Origin of the sequence: Bacillus kalamii, from assembly GCF_047238185.1 — a bacterium.
Classification (GTDB): domain Bacteria; phylum Bacillota; class Bacilli; order Bacillales; family DSM-1321; genus Bacillus_AD.
The window spans coordinates 549,364-568,547 of sequence record NZ_JBDFMI010000001.1 but is presented as its reverse complement, the minus strand read 5'-3'; the positions used below and the strand labels follow the sequence as shown (position 1 = coordinate 568,547).

Sequence of the window (19,184 nt, the reverse complement as noted above, 5' to 3'; positions counted from 1 at the left end):
AAAAAGCTAATCCAAAAAAGCCAAAGTGGATGTTCAGCTTTTTTGGATCAGCCTTATGCTGACGTATAGTGAAACCACAGTTCTTTAAGCTTCTCAGAAAGCAGTGGTGTATGCTTAATCATCGACTCTGCAATAAAGGAGTTCTGCACATGGTCCTGGATGAATGGAATCGGAACCAATGCCGCCAAGAACAACAGAATAAAAACAACCAAGTATACCTCAAGGAATCCCAGTACTCCGCCTCCCCACCGATTCAGCTGCTTCAGAATCGGGAATGATGCAATGAAATCCAGCATACTTCCGAATACTTGCCATAAAATCTTTACAGCAAAGAAGATAATAATAAACGCTATAGCGTTATAATAAGCATTTTCTAAACCAATTCCCTTAAACAAGGTACTTACAGAGCTTGCATCTCCCATTGAAGGAAAAGGAATCCATAATTCAAGCTTCGGAGCCAGCGCATCATAGTAGACAACCGCGGCTATAAAGGCCACCAAAAAGCCTGTTATATGTATAAGCTGAAGAATCAGACCGCGCCTCAGACCAACGGCAATGCCGATCAGAAACATAGCTATCAATAGTATGTCAAACATTCATTTCAATCCTTTTCCGTCTTTTGTTCCATCTCGATTGCATCCAACGTATCTTTTAGTTTCAAATAGTCATGGATTGCATTCACAGCAGTCAACACAGCTAACCGGCTCACGTCCAAATTAGGATTCTTATCACTAATTTCACGCATCCGATCGTCCACGATCGAGGCAACTAACCGGATATGACTTGAAGATTCTGTGCCGACAATCGTGTACTGCTGCCCGTATATATCAACTGTAATTTTGTTTTTTTTTCCGTCTGACAAGGTCATATCCCCCTATTCCAAAGAATCCTAATCTCTATAATAACATGAACGTTGGGTCCTTGAAAGTATTAAAGCAAAAGATTGCCCTACAGTCCTAGTAGGGATCCGAGAGATGCAGCAGAAAGTCAATCACTCAATAAAGGGGATTAAAAAGGGATGTGGAATATAGTATTTACCATACTCTTAGGTGCACTATATAGAGACAATTAGACTGTTAGATTATACTCAGGGAAAAGAGATTCATCCTCCAGCGAAAACAGGTTTGAATGAAGCCGCACCCAGAAAAAAAGAGGCAGATGCATGCATGGCAGATGTGGCATTAGCCTGCAATTTCTTCGTGACTGGATTCTTTCTTTTTAGAGGTGCGCCTATAAAAACAGCCAATGTAGTATATAATGGAGAACAGTCCCTTATAAAGGAGTGAAGAGAACAATGGGAAATGTTGTCTTACAAATGAATATGGCAACCATATCTGAAATGAGTACATATTACCATGCTTCACAAAACGCAAAGGCACCCCAGGGCTCTGTATTTACAGCCAAACCAGCCGGATGCACGGTCACAGCCTATAAATCCGGCAAGGTTTTATTTCAAGGATCCAATGCGGAAACAGAAGCAAGCAAATGGCAAAGCAAGCAGGCATATAAACCGGCTTCCATTCCGCCAGCTAAGAAAAACACGGTGAAGCATCATTCATATTCCCCTCCAGCAACTATAGGGAGTATGAGTGTCATCGGTTCAGATGAAGTAGGCACAGGAGATTATTTCGGACCGATTACCGTAGCGGCCGCCTATGCGCCAGCCGAAAAAATACCTTTATTGAAGGAGCTTGGCGTTAAGGACTCCAAGAACCTCAAAGACCCGCAAATATTAGAGATTGCTTCTCAATTAAAGCACGCAATCCCTTTTACACTACTAGTTTTGGATAATGAAAAATATAACAGGCTGCAAGCAAGCGGAATGTCCCAAGGAAAAATAAAAGCCTATCTTCACAATCTAGCCTTGAAAAAGCTGATCGAAAAAATTAAGCCAATCGAAGCAGAAGCCATCTTGATCGACCAATTTGCCCAGCCTGATGTTTTCTTCAACTATTTAAAGGACCAGGAAATGTTCCAGTGCAAGCAAATTTATTTAAGCACCGGGGCGGAAAGTGTCCATTCAAGTGTAGCTGCAGCTTCTATATTGGCGCGTGCAGCATTCGTGAGAAAATTCGACGAACTTAGCCAGCAAGCCGGTTTCACGATCCCTAAAGGGGCCGGACCGGCTGTTGACCTCGCTGCCGCCAAGCTAATCGAAAGAAAAGGGATGGATAGTTTAAAAACCTTTACCAAGCTCCATTTTGCCAATACAGACAAAGCTAAAAAGTTGCTTCATAAGAAAAATTAAATAAAAAGAAAGCACAAAAAAACGGCAACATGATGTTGCCGTTTTTTGCTTCCTTACAAAATACCGGAATCCCTGAATGCTTTCACTTTATCCGCGAAGCTCAGCTCCAGTTTTTTCTTTTACAGCCTTCAATACTTTATCATGCGCCTTTGTTACTTCTTCATCAGTCAATGTTTTGGCTGGATCAAAGTATTTCAATGAGAACGCAAGAGATTTTTTGCCTTCTTCCATACGGTCCCCTTCATATAAATCAAATACAGTTACATCTTTCAGTAATTTGCCGCCAGTTTCTGCAATGACGTTTTGAACATCTCCCGCAATTGTATCCTTATCCACAACTAGCGCAATATCGCGTGTAATAGATGGGAAACGAGGAATGCTTGTGTAAGAGATAGGCGCTATCTCCGCTTGAAGCAAAGCTTGCAATGATAACTCAAATACATAGGTTTCTTTAATATCATGCTGTTGTTCAACGGTAGGATGAACCTGTCCGACATAGCCGATATATTGATCATTCAAGGAAACAGCTGCTGTACGCCCTGGATGCATGCCGTCCACTTCCGCCGCTGCAAATGTAATTTGCCCAGCAACTCCAAGTTTCTTGAATAGTCCTTCAAGGATGCCTTTAGCAACGAAGAAATCCAGCTTTTTCTTTTCCCCTTGCCATAGTTGAGAATGCCATAGGCCGGTTATGGCTCCAGCTACATGCTCTCTTTCTTCAGGAAGCACTTCCCCTTCTGATTGCAAGAAGACAGTTCCCGTTTCATACAATGCTACAGAATCATTTTGGCGTGCCACATTGTATTGCAGGGCCTCAAGCAATTGAGGGACAATGCTTTGGCGCAAGACGCTGCGTTCCTCACTCATTGGCATGGCAAGCTTAATCGTTCCGCGTTTCTCAATAGCAAATGCCGTTGCCTTTGTTTCTGATGTCAACGCATAAGATACAGCCTGGTATAATCCTGCACCCTCAAGGAAACGGCGGACAACCCGGCGCTTCGCTTGATAAGGAGACAATTTGCCTGCTGTTCCTGAAGCAGCCGGAAGGGTTTTTGGAATATTATCATAGCCGTACAGGCGTGCTACTTCTTCTACTAAATCTTCTTCAATTGTAATATCGCCGCGTCGTGTAGGAACCGTCACTGTAATGCAGTTGCCTTCAACAGTTGCTTCGAATTGAAGGGCAGCAAAAATAGCTTCAACCTGCTTCATTGATAAATCTGTGCCAAGCAAGGCATTGATTTTTTCAATTGTGATGGAAACTACAGCAGGCTCAATTGTAAGAGTGTCCACTTCCACGGTTCCTTCAAGTACAGTGCCTCCTGCATATTGCTCCATCAGGGAAGCAGCCCGCTCTGCTGCTGCGCGTACACGCTTTGGATCAACGCCTTTTTCATAGCGTGCGCTTGCTTCACTGCGGAGCGCATGGTCCTTAGATGTTCTTCGTACAGATGCAGCAGAGAAATAAGCAGATTCAAGCAAGACGGTTGTAGTAGAATCGCTTACTTCAGAGTTTGCCCCTCCCATGACACCGGCAAGTGCGATCGGCTCTTCACCATTCGTAATGACTAATTGATGAGGCTGCAGCTTGCGTTCAGCGTCGTCAAGCGTAACGATCATTTCATCCTGTTTCGCCTTGCGGACAACGATTTTTTTTGAACCGATCTTATCGTAGTCGAAAGCATGCAGCGGCTGGCCGTACTCAAGCAAGATATAATTTGTGATATCGACTACATTGTTATGCGGGCGAATGCCGCTTGCCATCAATGTTGTTTGAAGCCACAAAGGAGACGGACCAACCTTCACATCTTTTATAACTTTCGCCGTATAAAGCGGGTTGTCTTCTTGGTCTTCTACTTCTACAGTTATATAATCTGCCGCTTGATCATCGCTTTCAGATACGGCAGCTTCCGGCCACTTAACTTCTTTTCCAAGAATAGCGCCCACTTCATAAGCTACACCCAGCATGCTTAGACAATCAGAGCGGTTAGGTGTCAATCCTAATTCCAGCACCTCATCATTTAACCCCAATTGCTCAAGGGCATCTGCGCCCACTTCCACATCATGAGGGAAGACAAAAATCCCTGTGCTGTATTCTTTGGCAATCAGCTTGCTTTCGATGCCTAATTCTTGTAAAGAGCAAATCATGCCGTGCGATGCTTCGCCGCGCAATTTTGCTTTTTTGATTTTGAAATTGCCAGGAAGAACAGCACCGACTGTTGCAACAGCCACCTTTTGCCCTTTATCGACGTTAGGTGCGCCGCAGACAATTTGAACTGGCTCTTCTTCGCCAATATCCACTTGGCAGATATTTAATTTATCCGCCTCCGGATGCTTCACTTTTTCCAGCACATGACCGATGACAACGCCGGATACACCTTCACTCTTTTTTTCGACACCTTCTACTTCAATGCCGCTTTTTGTAATTTTATCTGCTAATTCGACTGCAGATATACCTTCCAGATCTACATATTGTTGAAGCCATTTATATGAAACAAACATCGTTATTCCCTCCTCTGATTATTAACCTTCGCAACGGTCGAACTGCTTTAAGAAACGGATATCATTGCTGTAGAAGTGTCTGATATCGTCAATGCCGTATTTCAGCATCGCAATTCGTTCGACTCCCATTCCGAAAGCGAAACCTGAGTATTCTTTTGGATCGAATCCAGCCATTTTTAATACGTTCGGGTGAACCATTCCAGCTCCAAGCACCTCGATGTATCCTGTACCCTTACATACACTGCATCCTTTGCCAGCGCAGATTTTACATGAAATATCCACTTCTACAGAAGGCTCAGTGAACGGGAAGAAACTTGGACGCAAACGGATTTGGCGGTCCTGCCCGAACATCTTCTTAGCGAATACTTCCAACGTCCCTGATAGGTCACTCATAGCAATATTCTTGTCGACAACAAGCCCCTCAATTTGCATGAATTGATGGGAATGGGTAGCATCATCATTATCCCTGCGATACACTTTGCCTGGACAAATGATTTTGACAGGTCCTTTGCCTTCATGTTTAAGCATCGTTCTTACTTGTACAGGAGATGTATGTGTACGCATCAATGTGTCTTCAGTAATGTAGAAGCTGTCCTGCATATCGCGCGCCGGATGGCCCTTAGGAAGATTCAATGCTTCAAAGTTATAATAGTCCTGTTCTACTTCAGGGCCTTCAGCCACTTCATAGCCCATTCCAATAAATAAATCTTCAATTTCTTCTACGATTTTTGTAAGAGGATGATGGTTGCCCGCCTTCACTTCATTACCCGGCAGAGTAACATCAATCTTTTCTGAAGCAAGCTTTTCAGCGACAGCAGCTTCTTCAAGCTTTGCTTGTTTTTGCTCGATGCTGCCTCCAATCGCCTCGCGCACTTCGTTGGCTAGAGCACCCATCTTCGGGCGTTCCTCAGCTGATAATTTCCCCATTCCGCGCAGGACTTCTGTAATCGGCCCTTTTTTCCCTAAATAAGCTACGCGAATATCATTCAATCCTCTAAGATCGGAAGCCGCTTCAATTTTTTGCAACGCTTCTTCCTGCAGTTTTTTTAACGTTTCCTGCATTATTCTTTTCCTCCTTTAATCCGGCGATGGCCGGGATATTTGTGGATCCAATGGAGCCGCCCTGTGATGGATGGCCATAAGGGGCCACTTTATGTCAAGCATGCAGAAGTATCGACAAGTCCGGAAAACATAAAAAAACCTCGTTCCCATAAAAAGGGACGAGGTAATCGTCGCGGTACCACCCTTGTTGATGCACAAATAATCTGTACACTACTTCATTGCAATAACGGCTTTAATAACCGGGTGCATCTTTACGCATGAATCATGCGGTCCCGATGCCAGCTCGAGAGGTGAACTTCACTCTACCCATTCAGATAAAAATGCTTTCAATCACGGCATTTTCTCCCTGTATCATACAGGTTGAGCTACTCTTCTCTGTCAACGCTTTTCAATTATTCATTTCTCTACAATATTATAGTGAATTTCAATCCAGTATGCAACAGCCATGTGCGCATATATTTCAACGATTATTTAAACTGTAGAGCAAAATGCCTGCTGCAACTGTCACATTCAAGGACTCTGCCTCTCCATAAATCGGTATGTACAGATTTTGGTCACAGTTATCAAGAACTGCTGCACTGACCCCATTGCCTTCATTGCCTACAACAAGCGCAAATGACTCCGACGTCTCCACTTCCCTGTAATTCACTGCATCCTGAAGGGAGGTTCCGTACACGGTTACTCCATTGCTTTGCAATTCAGGTATATATGAGAGTAAATCTGCTTTTATAACTGGGATATGGAAAATGGCGCCCTGAGTTGACCGCAATGCCTTACTGTTATATACATCAACGCAGCCATTGCCGCAAACAACGAGATCAAGGCCTGCTGCATCCGCTGTACGGATGATCGTCCCGATATTCCCAGGATCCTGCACCCCATCAAGCAATAACACTTTTTTCGGCAGCCGCTCATCCTGCAATTGCATGTCACATACAGCAAAGACGCCTTGCGATGTTTCTGTTTCTGCCAATTCCTTTACTATTGCCTGTGTTACATGGTATATGTCAATTCCGTCCACATTCCATTTATTCGGAAGCTCTGCTTCTTCTTCCTTAATCAAGGCAGTGACAGCACCTTTTTTAAGCGCCTCTTCCACCAGGTGATAACCTTCTACTATAAATTGCTTTGCCTTATCGCGGCCTTTTTTTGCCAACAGCTTTTTCCAGGCCTTCACTTTCTCATTCTGTACAGATTGAATGAATTTCATGATTTTTCATTCACTCCTTTTCTTCTGCCCAATTTTTCCTAGTATAACCTAACTTATTATACATAATAAACGGACACTTGAGAAAAAATATAATGAAGTACATTCTAGGAGGAGTCTTAATGAATTTAAATCTGCGGAATGCTGTCATCCATAACGTAGCCGGCAATACACAGGACCAGCTCGAAAACACAATCGTCGATGCCATACAAAGCGGCGAGGAAAAAATGCTTCCAGGCCTCGGGGTTTTATTTGAAGTGATTTGGAATAATTCAACTGATGCCGAAAAAAAAGAAATGCTGTACGCACTAGAAAGCGGATTGAGCAAATGATGAAAGGGCATGGATTCTTCCATGCCCTTTCATCTAGCTTGGATAAATCAATATACAGACCCATTTTCTGTTTAACCAAAGAAAACACGAGGGTCATCATGCTCCTCGTGTTTTGCTCTATTATTCAAATGTAATTTTATTGACTGCGTCGCGGTCCAGTCTTTTGATGACTTCAGTAATTAATTTCACTGTGTTTTCATAGTCATCACGATGCAGGACAGCTGCATGCGAATGGATATAACGCGTTGCAATCGTAATGCTTAGCGCAGGAACACCATTAGCCGTTACATGGATGGAACCAGAATCCGTGCCTCCACCTGGCATGGCATCGAATTGGTAAGGAATATTCATTTCATCGGCTACGCCAGTTACAAAATCCCGCAATCCTTTATGTGAAACCATGCTTGCATCATACAGGACAATTCCCGGACCCTTGCCTAGCTTACCCATTGCCTCTTTTTCCGATACTCCTGGTGTATCTCCGGCAATGCCCACATCTACAGCAAATGCCAAATCAGGCTGCACTTTGAAAGTAGCTGTTTTCGCACCGCGAAGCCCCACTTCTTCCTGTACGGTTCCGACTCCATACACGATATTAGGATGCTTTTCGTTTTTAAGATTTTTCATGACATCAATTGCGATTGCGCAGCCGATACGGTTATCCCATGCTTTGGCCATCAGCATTTTAGGATTGTTCATCACCGTGAATTCAAAATATGGCACCACCATATCCCCGGGGCGAACGCCCCATTCTTCTGCTTCTTCACGGCTGGAAGCTCCGATATCAATGAAGATATCTTTAATATCAACCGTTTTTTTGCGCGCCTCGGCAGTCAGAATATGAGGCGGTTTAGAGCCCATGATCCCAGTCAATTCGCCTTTTGACGTAAACAAGGTGACACGCTGGGCCAGCATGACCTGCGACCACCATCCACCTACCGTCTGAAAATAGACAAATCCTTTTTCATCAATGCGGGTAACCATAAATCCTACTTCATCCAAATGGCCGGCAACCATGACTTTCGGTCCGTTTTCATCACCTGTTTTTTTGGCGATTAAGCTTCCGAGTCCGTCGCTTACCACTTCATCGCTATAGTCTTGTATGTACTTGGTCATAACTTCCCGGACTTCTTTTTCATTGCCCGGGATACCGTTTGCATCCGTTAAATCCTTCAGCATTGCTAATGTTTGGTCTAATTGAGCCATTTAAAGTTTCCTCCCTATTCAAACTATTCTTATTATACTATGAAACCCTGCCATCCTGTCTTCAAGAAAGCATTTCATTTCTTGAAGTATAGGTTTCTTCTATATCTTTGCTCGAAAAACCGAGCAGCATCCCTAAATGCAGATATTTGTAGAATAAAATTTTATACATATCAAAAGACCGTTTTACTTTAAACAAATGGACCGCTTCGAATACATGGAGGAATTGGCTGGTCAACTCCTTTTCACCGCTGTAATATGAACCATCTACATACTTTCGGCTATCAAAACCGAACTCAATGCCCAAAGAAAGGATGGACTGGATTCCGTCTGCATATTCCTTCAGGATACGCTGCTTTGATTCAGGCTCTGTCGCACTCCAATATTTAAAGCATCGGGTGGCATTCGCCAATTCACCGAGTTCCACTAAAAGAGCAAGGAACTTCATATCCATTAGAGGCTCACCCTGCAATTGGCGATGTTGCTGGACATGCTGGTCGAATTCTTTTTGCATCCTGAATAATTGTTCTGTATTCATACCATTCTCCTTTAATATGAAATGATTGAAAAATGAAACCAACAGCACCCTTTATTCGTACGTATTCATATACAATTGTCCCATAACTTGAAGGAGGCTACAATGGTACTTCTTATGTCGCTCATTTTCACTCTTTTGTTAATCCTTTTTCTTTATTGCTCGGTTGGCTACATTATGAGCCCGGCACGCAGGCTCAATAAGGCTAAACGGCAAAGGCGGTTCTATTTGCTGGATGACTTTTCAAATCCCATGAAGAATTTTTTGCTTACCTATAAAGGCTTTCTAATGGAAGGCGAGAAATATGCAGATCGGCTTGAATCCGGAAACGTGGTCACCATCCACATTTGGCATTGCCAGCAGAAGGCCGTCAATAAGCTTACCGATTCAGATATCCGGTATATAGAGGATTCGCTTAACAGCCACTATCCGGAAGCGGAAATCGAGTGGAAGATTATTTATCCCGATGATTAAAGCACGGCAACATAAAGGATAATTAGGATTTGAAAAACAGCCAGGAATGGGAATCCGATCCGAAATTGGACATGCTTTGTTTTATGCCGGAAGTATTTCATACCGCACACTGATCCTGGAGCTCCGCCGATCCACGCAACGATCCATAAAGTCCTTTCCGATATCCTCCTTTTGTTCATCCGCGCTCTCGACTTATCAATCCCCATTAGAACGAAAGCAATCACGCTCATTATACATACATAGATGACTTCCATAGTCGGCATCCCCCTTTTTTCATAAAAAAAAGCCATTCGTTGAAGAATGGCTTTTCCCGTTATCAGAACGATAACTTATTTATCTAAATGTTTTTTTGCAGTGTTTGCTAATTCAGTGAATGCAGAAGCATCAGCAATTGCAAGGTCTGCTAACATTTTACGGTTAACTTCGATACCAGCAAGCTTCAAACCATGCATTAAACGGCTGTAAGAAAGACCGTTCATGCGAGCAGCTGCGTTGATACGAGTGATCCAAAGTTTGCGGAAGTCGCGTTTCTTTTGACGACGATCGCGGAATGCATACATTAGAGATTTCATTACTTGTTGGTTAGCAACTTTATATAATGTATGTTTTGAACCATAATAACCTTTAGCTAATTTAAGAACCTTTTTACGACGTTTGCGAGTAACAGTACCGCCTTTTACACGTGGCATGTATTTCCCTCCTATATAAATCGATGCGAACGATTAATTACTTAAGATTGTCTAACATATGACGAATACGTTTGTAATCGCCTGCGCTTACAAGACTAGCTTTACGAAGTTTACGTTTTTGCTTTGTAGATTTGTTTGCAAATAAGTGGCTAGTATATGCGTTTGAACGCTTAAGCTTACCAGATCCAGTTTTTTTGAAACGCTTTGCAGATCCGCGGTGAGTTTTCATTTTAGGCATACGGATTTCCTCCTCATTACAATCTAAAAATTACTTTTCGTTTTTGGGTGCTAAGATTAAGAACATGCTGCGTCCGTCCATTTTAGGAGCTTGTTCTACAGTAGCCAATTCTTTGCACTCTGCAGAGAAGCGGTCCAATACGCGCTGTCCGATTTCTTTATGAGTAATCGCACGACCTTTAAAGCGAATAGATGCTTTCACTTTATCTCCTTTTTCAAGGAACTTATGAGCATTGCGAAGCTTTGTATTAAAGTCATGCTCATCAATTGTCGGGCTCAAGCGAACCTCTTTCAAACTGATGATTTTTTGATTTTTTCGCGCTTCTTTTTCTTTCTTTTGTAGCTCAAAACGGTATTTTCCGTAGTCCATAATACGGGCTACAGGAGGTTTTGCGTTTGGAGCAACTAGCACTACATCAAGATTTACACGAGCGGCAATATCCAGAGCTTCGAATTTTGTCTTAATGCCCAATTGTTCACCGTTTTGGTCAATGAGACGAACTTCGCGGGCACGGATGCCCTCGTTTACCATCATGTCTTTACTAATAGTTAGCCACCTCCAAGGTTTATTTCCGAATACATTCGTTTAAGTTGACGAAGAACATAACCGCATTAAAAAAGTGTGGATGCTGATGCACCCACACGTATGATCACTAATAAGACAATTGTCAAATAGAAAACCAATAACCTGTAAACTGCTGTTTTAGCGTTAGCAGGTGAGAAGCGGGTGCTCCTTCTTTTCTCAAAGAAGTATTCAATTTCATACCTTAGAAATATAACACAGAATGTCCTGTATGTCAAACACAAAACAACTGTCTTAACAACAAAACTTATATTATCAAAGCTGCGTCTTTTTTGCAATAGCTTTTTAAATATTATTTAGTTGTTTAACGTGATACCTCTGCTGTAATCATGTTCTTGAACTCTTCAAATGGCACTGTTTCTGATTTTTGCTCGCCATACTTACGGACATTGACCGCATTTTCTTCCACTTCTTTATCGCCGACAACCAGCATGTATGGAATCTTTTGCATTTGTGCTTCACGGATTTTATAGCCGATTTTCTCATTCCGTTGGTCTAGGTCGACACGAAGTCCTTCAGCCTGTAATTGTTCGCGCACTTGCTTCGCGTAATCTAAATGAACATCAGGCGACACCGGAATGACTTGCACTTGGACAGGAGCCAACCAAGTCGGGAACGCACCTTTATATTCTTCAATTAGGAATGCAACAAAACGCTCCATAGTGGATACAACTCCACGGTGGATAACAACAGGGCGATGAGGCTTGCCGTCTTCACCTACATAAGTAAGGTCAAATCTTTCAGGAAGCAGGAAGTCCAGTTGTACTGTAGAAAGTGTTTCTTCTTTACCAAGCGCTGTTTTGACTTGAATGTCCACTTTAGGGCCATAGAATGCAGCTTCCCCTTCTGCTTCAAAGTAATCCAAGCCAAGGTCATCCATTGCCTGTTTAAGCATACTTTGTGCTTTTTCCCACATTTCATCGTCATCGAAATACTTTTCAGTGTCTTCCGGATCGCGGTAGGATAGGCGGAAGGAATAATCATTGATATTAAAATCTTTGTATACGGCTTGCACAAGCTGTACCACACGTTTGAACTCATCCTGGATTTGATCCGGACGGACAAAGATGTGGGCATCATTCAGTGTCATTGCACGTACGCGCTGCAGGCCGGATAGCGCTCCGCTCATTTCATATCGGTGCATCATGCCAAGCTCAGCGATACGGATCGGCAATTCGCGATAGCTATGGATATCATTTTTGTACACCATCATATGGTGCGGGCAATTCATTGGGCGAAGGACCAATTGTTCATTTTCCATTTCCATTACCGGGAACATATCTTCTTGGTAGTGGTCCCAATGTCCTGAAGTTTTATATAAATCAACGCTTCCGATAACCGGTGTGTACACATGGTCATAGCCAAGGCGCTGTTCTTTATCCACAATATAGCGTTCAATCACACGGCGGATTGTCGCACCCTTAGGAAGCCACATCGGCATCCCTTGGCCTACTTTTTGCGAAGAAGTGAACAAGTTTAATTCTTTGCCGATTTTACGGTGGTCGCGTTCTTTAGCTTCTTCCAATAAACGCAGATGTTCCGCTAAATCTTCTTTTTTGAAGAAAGCTGTGCCGTAAATGCGCTGAAGCATTTTATTATCGCTGTTGCCTCTCCAGTAGGCACCAGCCACGCTCAATAGCTTGAATTCTTTCAATTTTCCGGTAGAAGGCACGTGAACGCCACGGCAAAGGTCAATGAAATCGCCTTGTTCATACACAGTGACTTTTTCATCGGCAGGTATGGCGCCGATCAGTTCAACTTTATATTCGTCATCCTTGAACAGTTCAAGCGCTTCGTCGCGTGTGACTTCTTTACGAACGATTTCAATATTTTCGTTTATGATTTTTTTCATTTCTTTTTCAATGGCAGGAAGGTCTTCTGTAGAAATTGGCTGGTCTACATCGATATCGTAGTAGAAGCCTCCTTCAATGACAGGGCCGACTCCCAGTTTCACATTGTCTTTTCCGTACATTCTTTTCACAGCCTGGGCCATCAGATGCGCAGTACTATGGCGAAGAATTTCAAGCGCCTCTTCTGAATCCGGAGTGATGATTTCAATAGAAGCATCCTCAAGGATAGAGCGTTTCAAGTCATACATTTGTCCGTTGACCTTGCCTGCTAGAGCTTTTTTCTTTAAGCCCGGTGAAATGGAGGCAGCGATTTCTTCTGTTGTAGTACCTTGCCCAAACTCCTTGACAGATCCATCTGGGAATGTGATTTTTAGCATTTCAGACATAATATGTGTTCCTCCTTTTATTGTATGCTTGGACTTTGATGGCTGAATAAAGCCTGTCTAAGCGTTATATATAACATTGATTCAGGGGGCTCGCAGGCCAAGCAAAAAAGCCCGCCCCTGTATAATACAGGGACGAGCTGATATAATTATTATTAACCCGCGGTTCCACCCATGTTTTATCCAGCCGTTTGCCGGATAACACTTTAGAAGCTGATAACGGCAGCTGCCGTCAGTCGCTACATACAAGGAATGCGTTCACAACTGAAGTTTAGAGGTGGTAAATAAATCCCCCGGAATAGGAAGCTCCCAGCGCACGCTTCCCTCTCTAAAAACCGTTTGCAATTTATTCGTGTCCTCATCATTACTTTTACGTATGGTACGTTCGTATGTACATCATTATAGTTTGTTATGTTTATAAAAGCAAGAGAGGTTTGTTACTTTTCGTCTGCTATGTTCTGAAAATTGGCATTTTTTCCAAACTCGCTGAGCGGCAATATCTCAACCCTTTCTTCAAAGATCCGTCGGACAGTCATTAAAATGGGATGGTTTTCCTCATCACTGTATACCGACAGAATTTCTGGAGCAATTGATATAAGCGGAGCCAGCACATTCGAATCGATGTACATAGGATAATCCGAAAACAGGCGCCTGTCCGTATAGCGGACCAAATCAGCCCTGTTCAATTCCTGCAATGAATCATTATAGAACATAAAATGTTCCTTGTGCACAACGTGAAGCCGGGGCAATTTAGGCGAGACAGAATGCATATACCCGCGCAATGTATGGATAAAATTAAGGTATTCCTGTTCCATTTTATACTCATCGATGGCCGTCTCTACAAAATACATAAGCTCTTGGAGAATTCTTTTTTCCCTGAAAGCGAGAAATGCTGAAAACGAAAAGGGGACCCCCCTTTCCAGTATAGATGACAGGCCTTCTTCTAAATTCTGCTGGAGACGCCCCCAAAAGGCAGTCGTCTGCTCATTCTCCATCATCATCATCATGCCCGCGATTTCTATTATCTGGTCACATTCATCCTGCTCTTTATAATAAAAGGATTCTTTTACAATCCGATCCAGCCACAATGGCAGCCACTCTTTTTGTATGTATATAAAGAAAACTCTCTTTAGCGGGACCAGAGCATCCAAGCCGCTTTGCTGTTCCAACCCCACAACTGTATTGCCTGCATTGCGGGACATATGTGAAAGCAATCTCTCATTGCCGGAATCATATTGACATATATGCAAAAATAGTTCCGCTTCATGGGCGGAATCAAAACTGATTGATACCAACCGTACCCCCCCTTACACATGTTCTATACATGTATATGGACATTCTTCTGTTTTAGAAGGAAAAAGGACGGTTTCAATCGGGATTATTTACAGACTTTGCTACTATCGGCAGCTTCAAGGCAATACAGTAAATCTACGTCTGTTCCTATATGCTCCGGCTTCCATGGAATATGGACATGGGGGACAATTCCTTTGCCTTGCATACCCTCCCCTTTATCAACGGACATCATTCTGGATGTCGCATACTGCAATTTGAATTCTTCCTTCCATGTTTGTTCCGCTAAATTTGCATAGTCATTCAAACCGGCAGTAGCCCTTCCTACTACAGTCACTTTCTTCGATAATTTGCATACATCAACAAAAGAATCGCCGGAACTGCCGCAGGCCACATCCGAAAGAATGAAAATTTGTTCCGGGTTCTTCCTTCCCTGTATATCGATGGATTGCCCAGAACGCTGGTGTACATATTTCTGAAATCCCTTTCCTTTATTAGCCTGCATTTCTCTAAGGCAGTGGTTGAAAAAATCCACACTACCCTTATCTTCGGTTATTTGGATAAACTCAAGGAACTCTTTGCTTCTTAATTCTACATTTCTCTTTGTATAATTCATTTCCATTGGATAGAGGTCGTCCGGAATAATGGTTGTCACTCCCACCGGAAAAATAAAGGGCAGCAATCCAAGAAAGGCAGAATCGGCTCCTCCGTAATTAATGCGGACATCCATAATCAACACACGGGATGAACAAAGCAGTGGTTCTACTTCGCCTATCAGCTTTCGGATGGCATCGGCATTGTCGAAGTCCGTCAATGTCATCTTTACAATGCCGTTATCCAGCTTTTCTGCACTATATTGGGGAGAATAGGGGACAACGGGGTATTTTTTCAACGCCTGCTTTCGGGCATGCCCATCCGGCTTCTCCACAGTAGCTTCATTGTACAGCTTCAAAATATCACTCCAGTTCTGCCTTTCCTCGGCTTCTCCATAGAGATCCTTTTTATGCCGGATGGCCAGCTCGCTAATTCCTTCCCCATCCAATGCGGTTATTTTATCGCCTGCCTGAAAATTTTTTTCACTTATAGACTCCGTTATATAGAGGGCATTCTGATACCTTCTCGTCTTGAAACCGCAGTAAGTCCGAGAGGCAGCTTTCACGTGATGGAATGATAAATGTTGATCCTTAAAATCCAGCAAATACTCCTTCACCAGTTTACAAAACAATTCCGACTCCCTTTCTGTTGAACCATCTAGCCGCTTTATTTTCTGTCTGTACTCCTCCGGGTGGTCCCATCCCTGTTTATCTTTAGCCCCTGCATAATCATGATGCATAATATCAATAATTTCTTCGAAAATATCTATAAACATTCTATCGCCCATCCTATCCCACTTTCCGCCATATGATTTCTAACAAATAATTATGCTACTATGCTTAATAAGCTGGAAGAAATGGTTTCACATATTCTCCGTTTTTTTATGTGCAGTGTTAACAGCATGAGAAGGGTAACAACCAGCATAGATGCCCATATGAACTGACTGCCATTCGGCTGCTCCTTGCCGCCCGCTGCTAAAATGGCAACTGAAGAAGCAGAAAGTATGACTGAAAACACCAAAAAGTATTTATCGCCAATCACCCAACCTCTTCTCAAAACCGACTCCTCCTTCGACCGCTACTTCCTATCCTCAAATGCTTACATGCCATTTACGAAAAGGGCCCATAAGATGGCTTGCAATCCAACACCACAGCCACTGCATATCCACGCCGCAATTAGGACGCCCCTATTCTCCCGTTTCTCGGCATATTCCCATTCTCGCAATCCTCTTCTCGCATTCAACGCTCCATAGATTCCCGGAACAACGCCAAAATAAGGCAGTAAAATGGACATGATCCCCAATACGAGCGTCACAGCCGCTTTTTTATCCATTTCTGCAACCTCCCCTTCCTTACCACTATATGAAGGGCACATCCATATTTTAACATATAAATAAAAAAGCGATCAGAGAGTAGATAGACCAACCTTCAGGAAAACCCTTTATCCAACAGGCTCTTTTCTGCTTATGAGAAGAGCAGAATCACCAAGCAATTGGAGTGGAAGGAGTTAGACTTTCGAAAGCGGATATCGCTCGCTATAGAAACAACAGTAAAAAGCTATACAAAAAGAGATCAAGCCTATTTCCACTTGATCTCTTCTTCCAGCCATCTGATTCGCTTACATTCAGGGATTTATTTTCTCCTATTCTCCCCGTCCAATAAATAAGGCAAAGCCAACGTACGGATACGCTCCATCAAGCGGGCAGCTTTAACTTCTTCCTTTTCCCCTCTTTGGGAGTATGTCAGATGGTTCTCCAATTGTTTGAAGTCAAAGTTTGACGTAAAGAAAGTCGGCAGCCGATCAGCCATCCGGTGCTGAAGGATAGGGCCAAGCACCTCGTCCCTAGCCCAACTGGTCATCGTTTCAGCTCCGATATCATCCAGCATAAGGACCGGCGCTTTTTTCACAAATTCAAGCTTCTCATTCAGCGTGTTGTCGCCAATAGCCGATTTAATCTCCCTTAAGAAATCAGGCACATAAATCAGCAATGAAGATATATGCTTATCCGCCAGATCATTAGCAATCGCTCCCAGCAAATAGGTCTTACCGACGCCGAAAGAGCCATAAAAGTACAGCCCCTTAGGCTTTTTGCCGGATATATAATCATCAATAAAAGCATCAGCGGCACTAACAGCCTTCAGCTTTTCAGCATTATTGATATCTATTTCCCCAAGAGTCGCCTTCAGGATATCTTTCGGGATATAAAGGCTTTGGATCAATTTTTCCCGATCTCTGCGATCATCTTCCTTTATCTTCTTATCGCACCGTTCATAAAAAAGCTCAATGCGGTTGCCCTGTAATCCCAGCTTGGGTATGTAGCCCTTCATCATATTTTTACATTCCGCCAGGCTTTTGCACTCCGAGCAATCGTGCACTTGGGTTGTAAATTCATACAGGTCCATTAAGCTTCTCTCAACCATATCTTCACTTATAGCCGAGCTATTACGATTCAGGAAGGCCACTACTTCTGGATGGGATAAAGTGTCTTTGCGGATAGCCTCGTACCTCTTGGCAAATGATTCAGTATGGGTGAGCTTCGAAAGAGATTTATCAATTTTTTTCACAACATATCACCCTTTTGCATTGTATTTTTTCTTTAATTTGGCTTGCATCTCTTCTCTTTGGCGGGCAAAATCAGGTTCTTCAGCCTTCGTTTGATCTGTACTGGCCTCAACCTTCCCTTCCTTAAGCCAATCAGGGACTATTTCTGTCCGCACAGCCTTCTTGCTATTGTAAGTGCTATTGCTGCCTTTGGCCTGTTTATTCTGGGATTTCTTATATTCCGCTCTAGCAAGCTCCATTGCATCTTTTACGGTTTTTACATTTTTTCTTGCCCATTGGCCCGCTATCGCCTTCACATAGGAATTCGTGAATTTCATATCGTTTATATTCATGACAAAATCGATGAGGACGTTCATCACGCCCGGCAGCAACTTTTGGTCAAGCATTACTTCTTCCACCGTTCTCATGACTTGGGAAGTCGGTTCTGCCCCATTGCCATATTGGCGCAATAATTCGCGCGGGGAAATCGTTTCAAGATGCTGAATAAATACATCCTCTTCAGATGCAGGTTCAGCTGCCGCCTGTCTATATTTAGCTGGCTGGATTTGTTCGGACAGTGATGGATATTCGTCGCTGTATTCGATTTGGAACCAGTCCCGTGCTGCTTTCCTTAATTCTTCTTCATCAATCTCGTTTTGTTCATTCATCGCCTTAATCACAAGCGATTGCATCACTAAAGGATTTATACCGTAAATAAATGAAAGCTTGGCTATCGTTTCTTTTATATTTTTCGAGAACGCCTTTTCCGGAACCAAAGAAGACTTCAACCCTGCAAAAAAAAGGCCAAAATCGAATGAATGACTGAATCCTTCTAGCTCCTTAGGCTGCACTTCCGAATGGAAGGCCTGTCCAGCAGCAGGCTCCAAGTCTCCTTTTGAATCTTCCGCCACGTACAATGATGTTAGATGCGAGGAGACGAAAACATCCGCGAAAGATTTGGTTATCTCTTCATAGGAACTCCGGTCGAATTCTTCATCGCAAAAGAATTTTTTCAATTTAGCGAATTGAACTTTACCGATTTTTTTATATAGGTATATATTCAGCATTCCATCTGTAAAAAATTGTTCAGGGGATAAAGGGGCCATCAGTTCATACACGAATGTCGTCTCTTCCTCATTTACCCTTTTGAATGCCTTCATTAACCCGATCCCTTCCAGCTTGACTCTTGCCTGGTATATGTCGTTCAAAGGCGCATCCAGCATATTCATTAAGCTGTAATGATTGGCTTCCTGAGACCAACGTTTATTGCTCTCCAATTCGCTCCACAGAGTCATATATAAACTTACACTTAGAGGGCCAATCAGCGGTTGATAGAGCATCGTAATGATCTTCCGGCTGTAATCATCCAATATTCCCTTTGTCGTCACTCTATATTGGTCGACAGGAAGCAGTTGCTGCCAATGATTCATCATCAACACTCAAACCTTTCAATG

The 19,184-nt window shown here is 43.0% G+C and carries 21 protein-coding genes and 2 other annotated features; of the genes, 3 read left to right on the top strand and 18 right to left on the bottom strand.

All coding sequences use genetic code 11. The features are described 5' to 3' along the window. Positions 1-53: 53 nt before the first annotated feature. Together ABC357_RS02930 and zapA are read right to left on the bottom strand one after the other, a co-directional pair. Positions 54-596, bottom strand: coding sequence for a CvpA family protein (locus tag ABC357_RS02930; protein WP_412886061.1), 543 nt, complete (start codon positions 594-596; stop codon positions 54-56). Between the two features lie 5 nt (positions 597-601). Further along, on the bottom strand, positions 602-862 hold the full coding sequence (zapA, locus tag ABC357_RS02925; RefSeq protein ID WP_412886060.1) for a cell division protein ZapA: 261 nt from the start codon (positions 860-862) through the stop codon (positions 602-604). 432 nt (positions 863-1,294) lie between these two features. On the opposite strand from zapA, the gene rnhC reads away from it, so the two are divergent. Then, complete coding sequence (gene rnhC / locus ABC357_RS02920) at positions 1,295-2,248, top strand: ribonuclease HIII (RefSeq protein ID WP_412886059.1); 954 nt, start codon at positions 1,295-1,297, stop codon at positions 2,246-2,248. Between the two features lie 87 nt (positions 2,249-2,335). Here the strand turns inward: rnhC and pheT are convergent, their stop codons facing one another. The 3 genes from pheT to ABC357_RS02905 all read right to left on the bottom strand — a co-directional run bounded on the left by pheT (position 2,336) and on the right by ABC357_RS02905 (position 7,022). Continuing rightward, positions 2,336-4,750 carry a phenylalanine--tRNA ligase subunit beta gene (gene pheT, locus ABC357_RS02915; protein ID WP_412886058.1) on the bottom strand — a complete coding sequence of 805 codons (2,415 nt, stop codon included), beginning with the start codon at positions 4,748-4,750 and terminating at the stop codon, positions 2,336-2,338. 21 nt (positions 4,751-4,771) lie between these two features. After that, the gene (gene pheS, locus ABC357_RS02910; protein ID WP_412886057.1) at positions 4,772-5,812 is read right to left on the bottom strand and encodes a phenylalanine--tRNA ligase subunit alpha; all 1,041 of its coding nucleotides are present in this window, start codon (positions 5,810-5,812) and stop codon (positions 4,772-4,774) included. A 460-nt stretch (positions 5,813-6,272) separates the two neighbouring features. Beyond that, a complete protein-coding gene (locus tag ABC357_RS02905) occupies positions 6,273-7,022 on the bottom strand; it encodes a TrmH family RNA methyltransferase (RefSeq protein ID WP_412886056.1) in 750 nt (249 codons plus the stop codon). Between the two features lie 119 nt (positions 7,023-7,141). On the opposite strand from ABC357_RS02905, the gene sspI reads away from it, so the two are divergent. Next, on the top strand, positions 7,142-7,351 hold the full coding sequence (gene sspI, locus ABC357_RS02900; RefSeq protein WP_412886055.1) for a small acid-soluble spore protein SspI: 210 nt from the start codon (positions 7,142-7,144) through the stop codon (positions 7,349-7,351). A 120-nt stretch (positions 7,352-7,471) separates the two neighbouring features. Here the strand turns inward: sspI and ABC357_RS02895 are convergent, their stop codons facing one another. Next, the gene (locus tag ABC357_RS02895) at positions 7,472-8,557 is read right to left on the bottom strand and encodes a M42 family metallopeptidase (RefSeq protein WP_412886054.1); all 1,086 of its coding nucleotides are present in this window, start codon (positions 8,555-8,557) and stop codon (positions 7,472-7,474) included. Between the two features lie 61 nt (positions 8,558-8,618). Continuing rightward, positions 8,619-9,092: a dUTP diphosphatase gene (locus ABC357_RS02890; protein ID WP_412886053.1), complete on the bottom strand. Its 474-nt coding sequence runs from the start codon at positions 9,090-9,092 to the stop codon at positions 8,619-8,621. 102 nt (positions 9,093-9,194) lie between these two features. Here ABC357_RS02890 and ABC357_RS02885 point away from each other — a divergent pair, with 102 nt between their 5' ends. After that, complete coding sequence (locus ABC357_RS02885; RefSeq protein ID WP_412886052.1) at positions 9,195-9,563, top strand: sigma-w pathway protein ysdB; 369 nt, start codon at positions 9,195-9,197, stop codon at positions 9,561-9,563. On the opposite strand, the gene ABC357_RS02880 is transcribed toward ABC357_RS02885, so the two are convergent. The 11 genes from ABC357_RS02880 to ABC357_RS02830 form a co-directional block, all read right to left on the bottom strand. Then, positions 9,560-9,817: a DUF1294 domain-containing protein gene (locus tag ABC357_RS02880; protein WP_412886051.1), complete on the bottom strand. Its 258-nt coding sequence runs from the start codon at positions 9,815-9,817 to the stop codon at positions 9,560-9,562. The genes ABC357_RS02885 and ABC357_RS02880 overlap by 4 nt on opposite strands. A 75-nt stretch (positions 9,818-9,892) precedes the next feature. Further along, positions 9,893-10,252 carry a 50S ribosomal protein L20 gene (rplT, locus tag ABC357_RS02875; protein ID WP_412886050.1) on the bottom strand — a complete coding sequence of 120 codons (360 nt, stop codon included), beginning with the start codon at positions 10,250-10,252 and terminating at the stop codon, positions 9,893-9,895. Between the two features lie 37 nt (positions 10,253-10,289). After that, positions 10,290-10,490, bottom strand: a complete 201-nt coding sequence (gene rpmI, locus ABC357_RS02870; protein ID WP_050616010.1) for a 50S ribosomal protein L35 — start codon at positions 10,488-10,490, stop codon at positions 10,290-10,292. A gap of 30 nt (positions 10,491-10,520) precedes the next feature. Continuing rightward, positions 10,521-11,024 carry a translation initiation factor IF-3 gene (gene infC / locus ABC357_RS02865; RefSeq protein ID WP_050616011.1) on the bottom strand — a complete coding sequence of 168 codons (504 nt, stop codon included), beginning with the start codon at positions 11,022-11,024 and terminating at the stop codon, positions 10,521-10,523. A 73-nt stretch (positions 11,025-11,097) separates the two neighbouring features. Then, positions 11,098-11,234: a sequence feature (ribosomal protein L20 leader region), on the bottom strand. Between the two features lie 142 nt (positions 11,235-11,376). Further along, positions 11,377-13,308 carry a threonine--tRNA ligase gene (gene thrS, locus ABC357_RS02860; RefSeq protein WP_412886049.1) on the bottom strand — a complete coding sequence of 644 codons (1,932 nt, stop codon included), beginning with the start codon at positions 13,306-13,308 and terminating at the stop codon, positions 11,377-11,379. Positions 13,309-13,433: 125 nt separating this feature from the next. Next, positions 13,434-13,679: a binding site (T-box leader), on the bottom strand. A 63-nt stretch (positions 13,680-13,742) separates the two neighbouring features. Beyond that, complete coding sequence (gene ytxC / locus ABC357_RS02855) at positions 13,743-14,600, bottom strand: sporulation protein YtxC (protein ID WP_412886048.1); 858 nt, start codon at positions 14,598-14,600, stop codon at positions 13,743-13,745. Positions 14,601-14,683: 83 nt separating this feature from the next. Next, on the bottom strand, positions 14,684-15,964 hold the full coding sequence (locus tag ABC357_RS02850; RefSeq protein WP_412886047.1) for a S41 family peptidase: 1,281 nt from the start codon (positions 15,962-15,964) through the stop codon (positions 14,684-14,686). 50 nt (positions 15,965-16,014) lie between these two features. Then, a complete protein-coding gene (locus tag ABC357_RS02845; protein ID WP_412886046.1) occupies positions 16,015-16,245 on the bottom strand; it encodes a hypothetical protein in 231 nt (76 codons plus the stop codon). Positions 16,246-16,287: 42 nt separating this feature from the next. Then, positions 16,288-16,521 (bottom strand): hypothetical protein, encoded by a 234-nt coding sequence (locus ABC357_RS02840; protein ID WP_412886045.1) that lies wholly within the window; start codon positions 16,519-16,521, stop codon positions 16,288-16,290. A gap of 299 nt (positions 16,522-16,820) precedes the next feature. Then, positions 16,821-17,753, bottom strand: a complete 933-nt coding sequence (gene dnaI, locus ABC357_RS02835; RefSeq protein WP_412886044.1) for a primosomal protein DnaI — start codon at positions 17,751-17,753, stop codon at positions 16,821-16,823. 6 nt (positions 17,754-17,759) lie between these two features. Then, positions 17,760-19,163, bottom strand: coding sequence for a replication initiation and membrane attachment family protein (locus ABC357_RS02830; protein WP_412886043.1), 1,404 nt, complete (start codon positions 19,161-19,163; stop codon positions 17,760-17,762). Between the last annotated feature and the right edge of the window lie 21 nt (positions 19,164-19,184).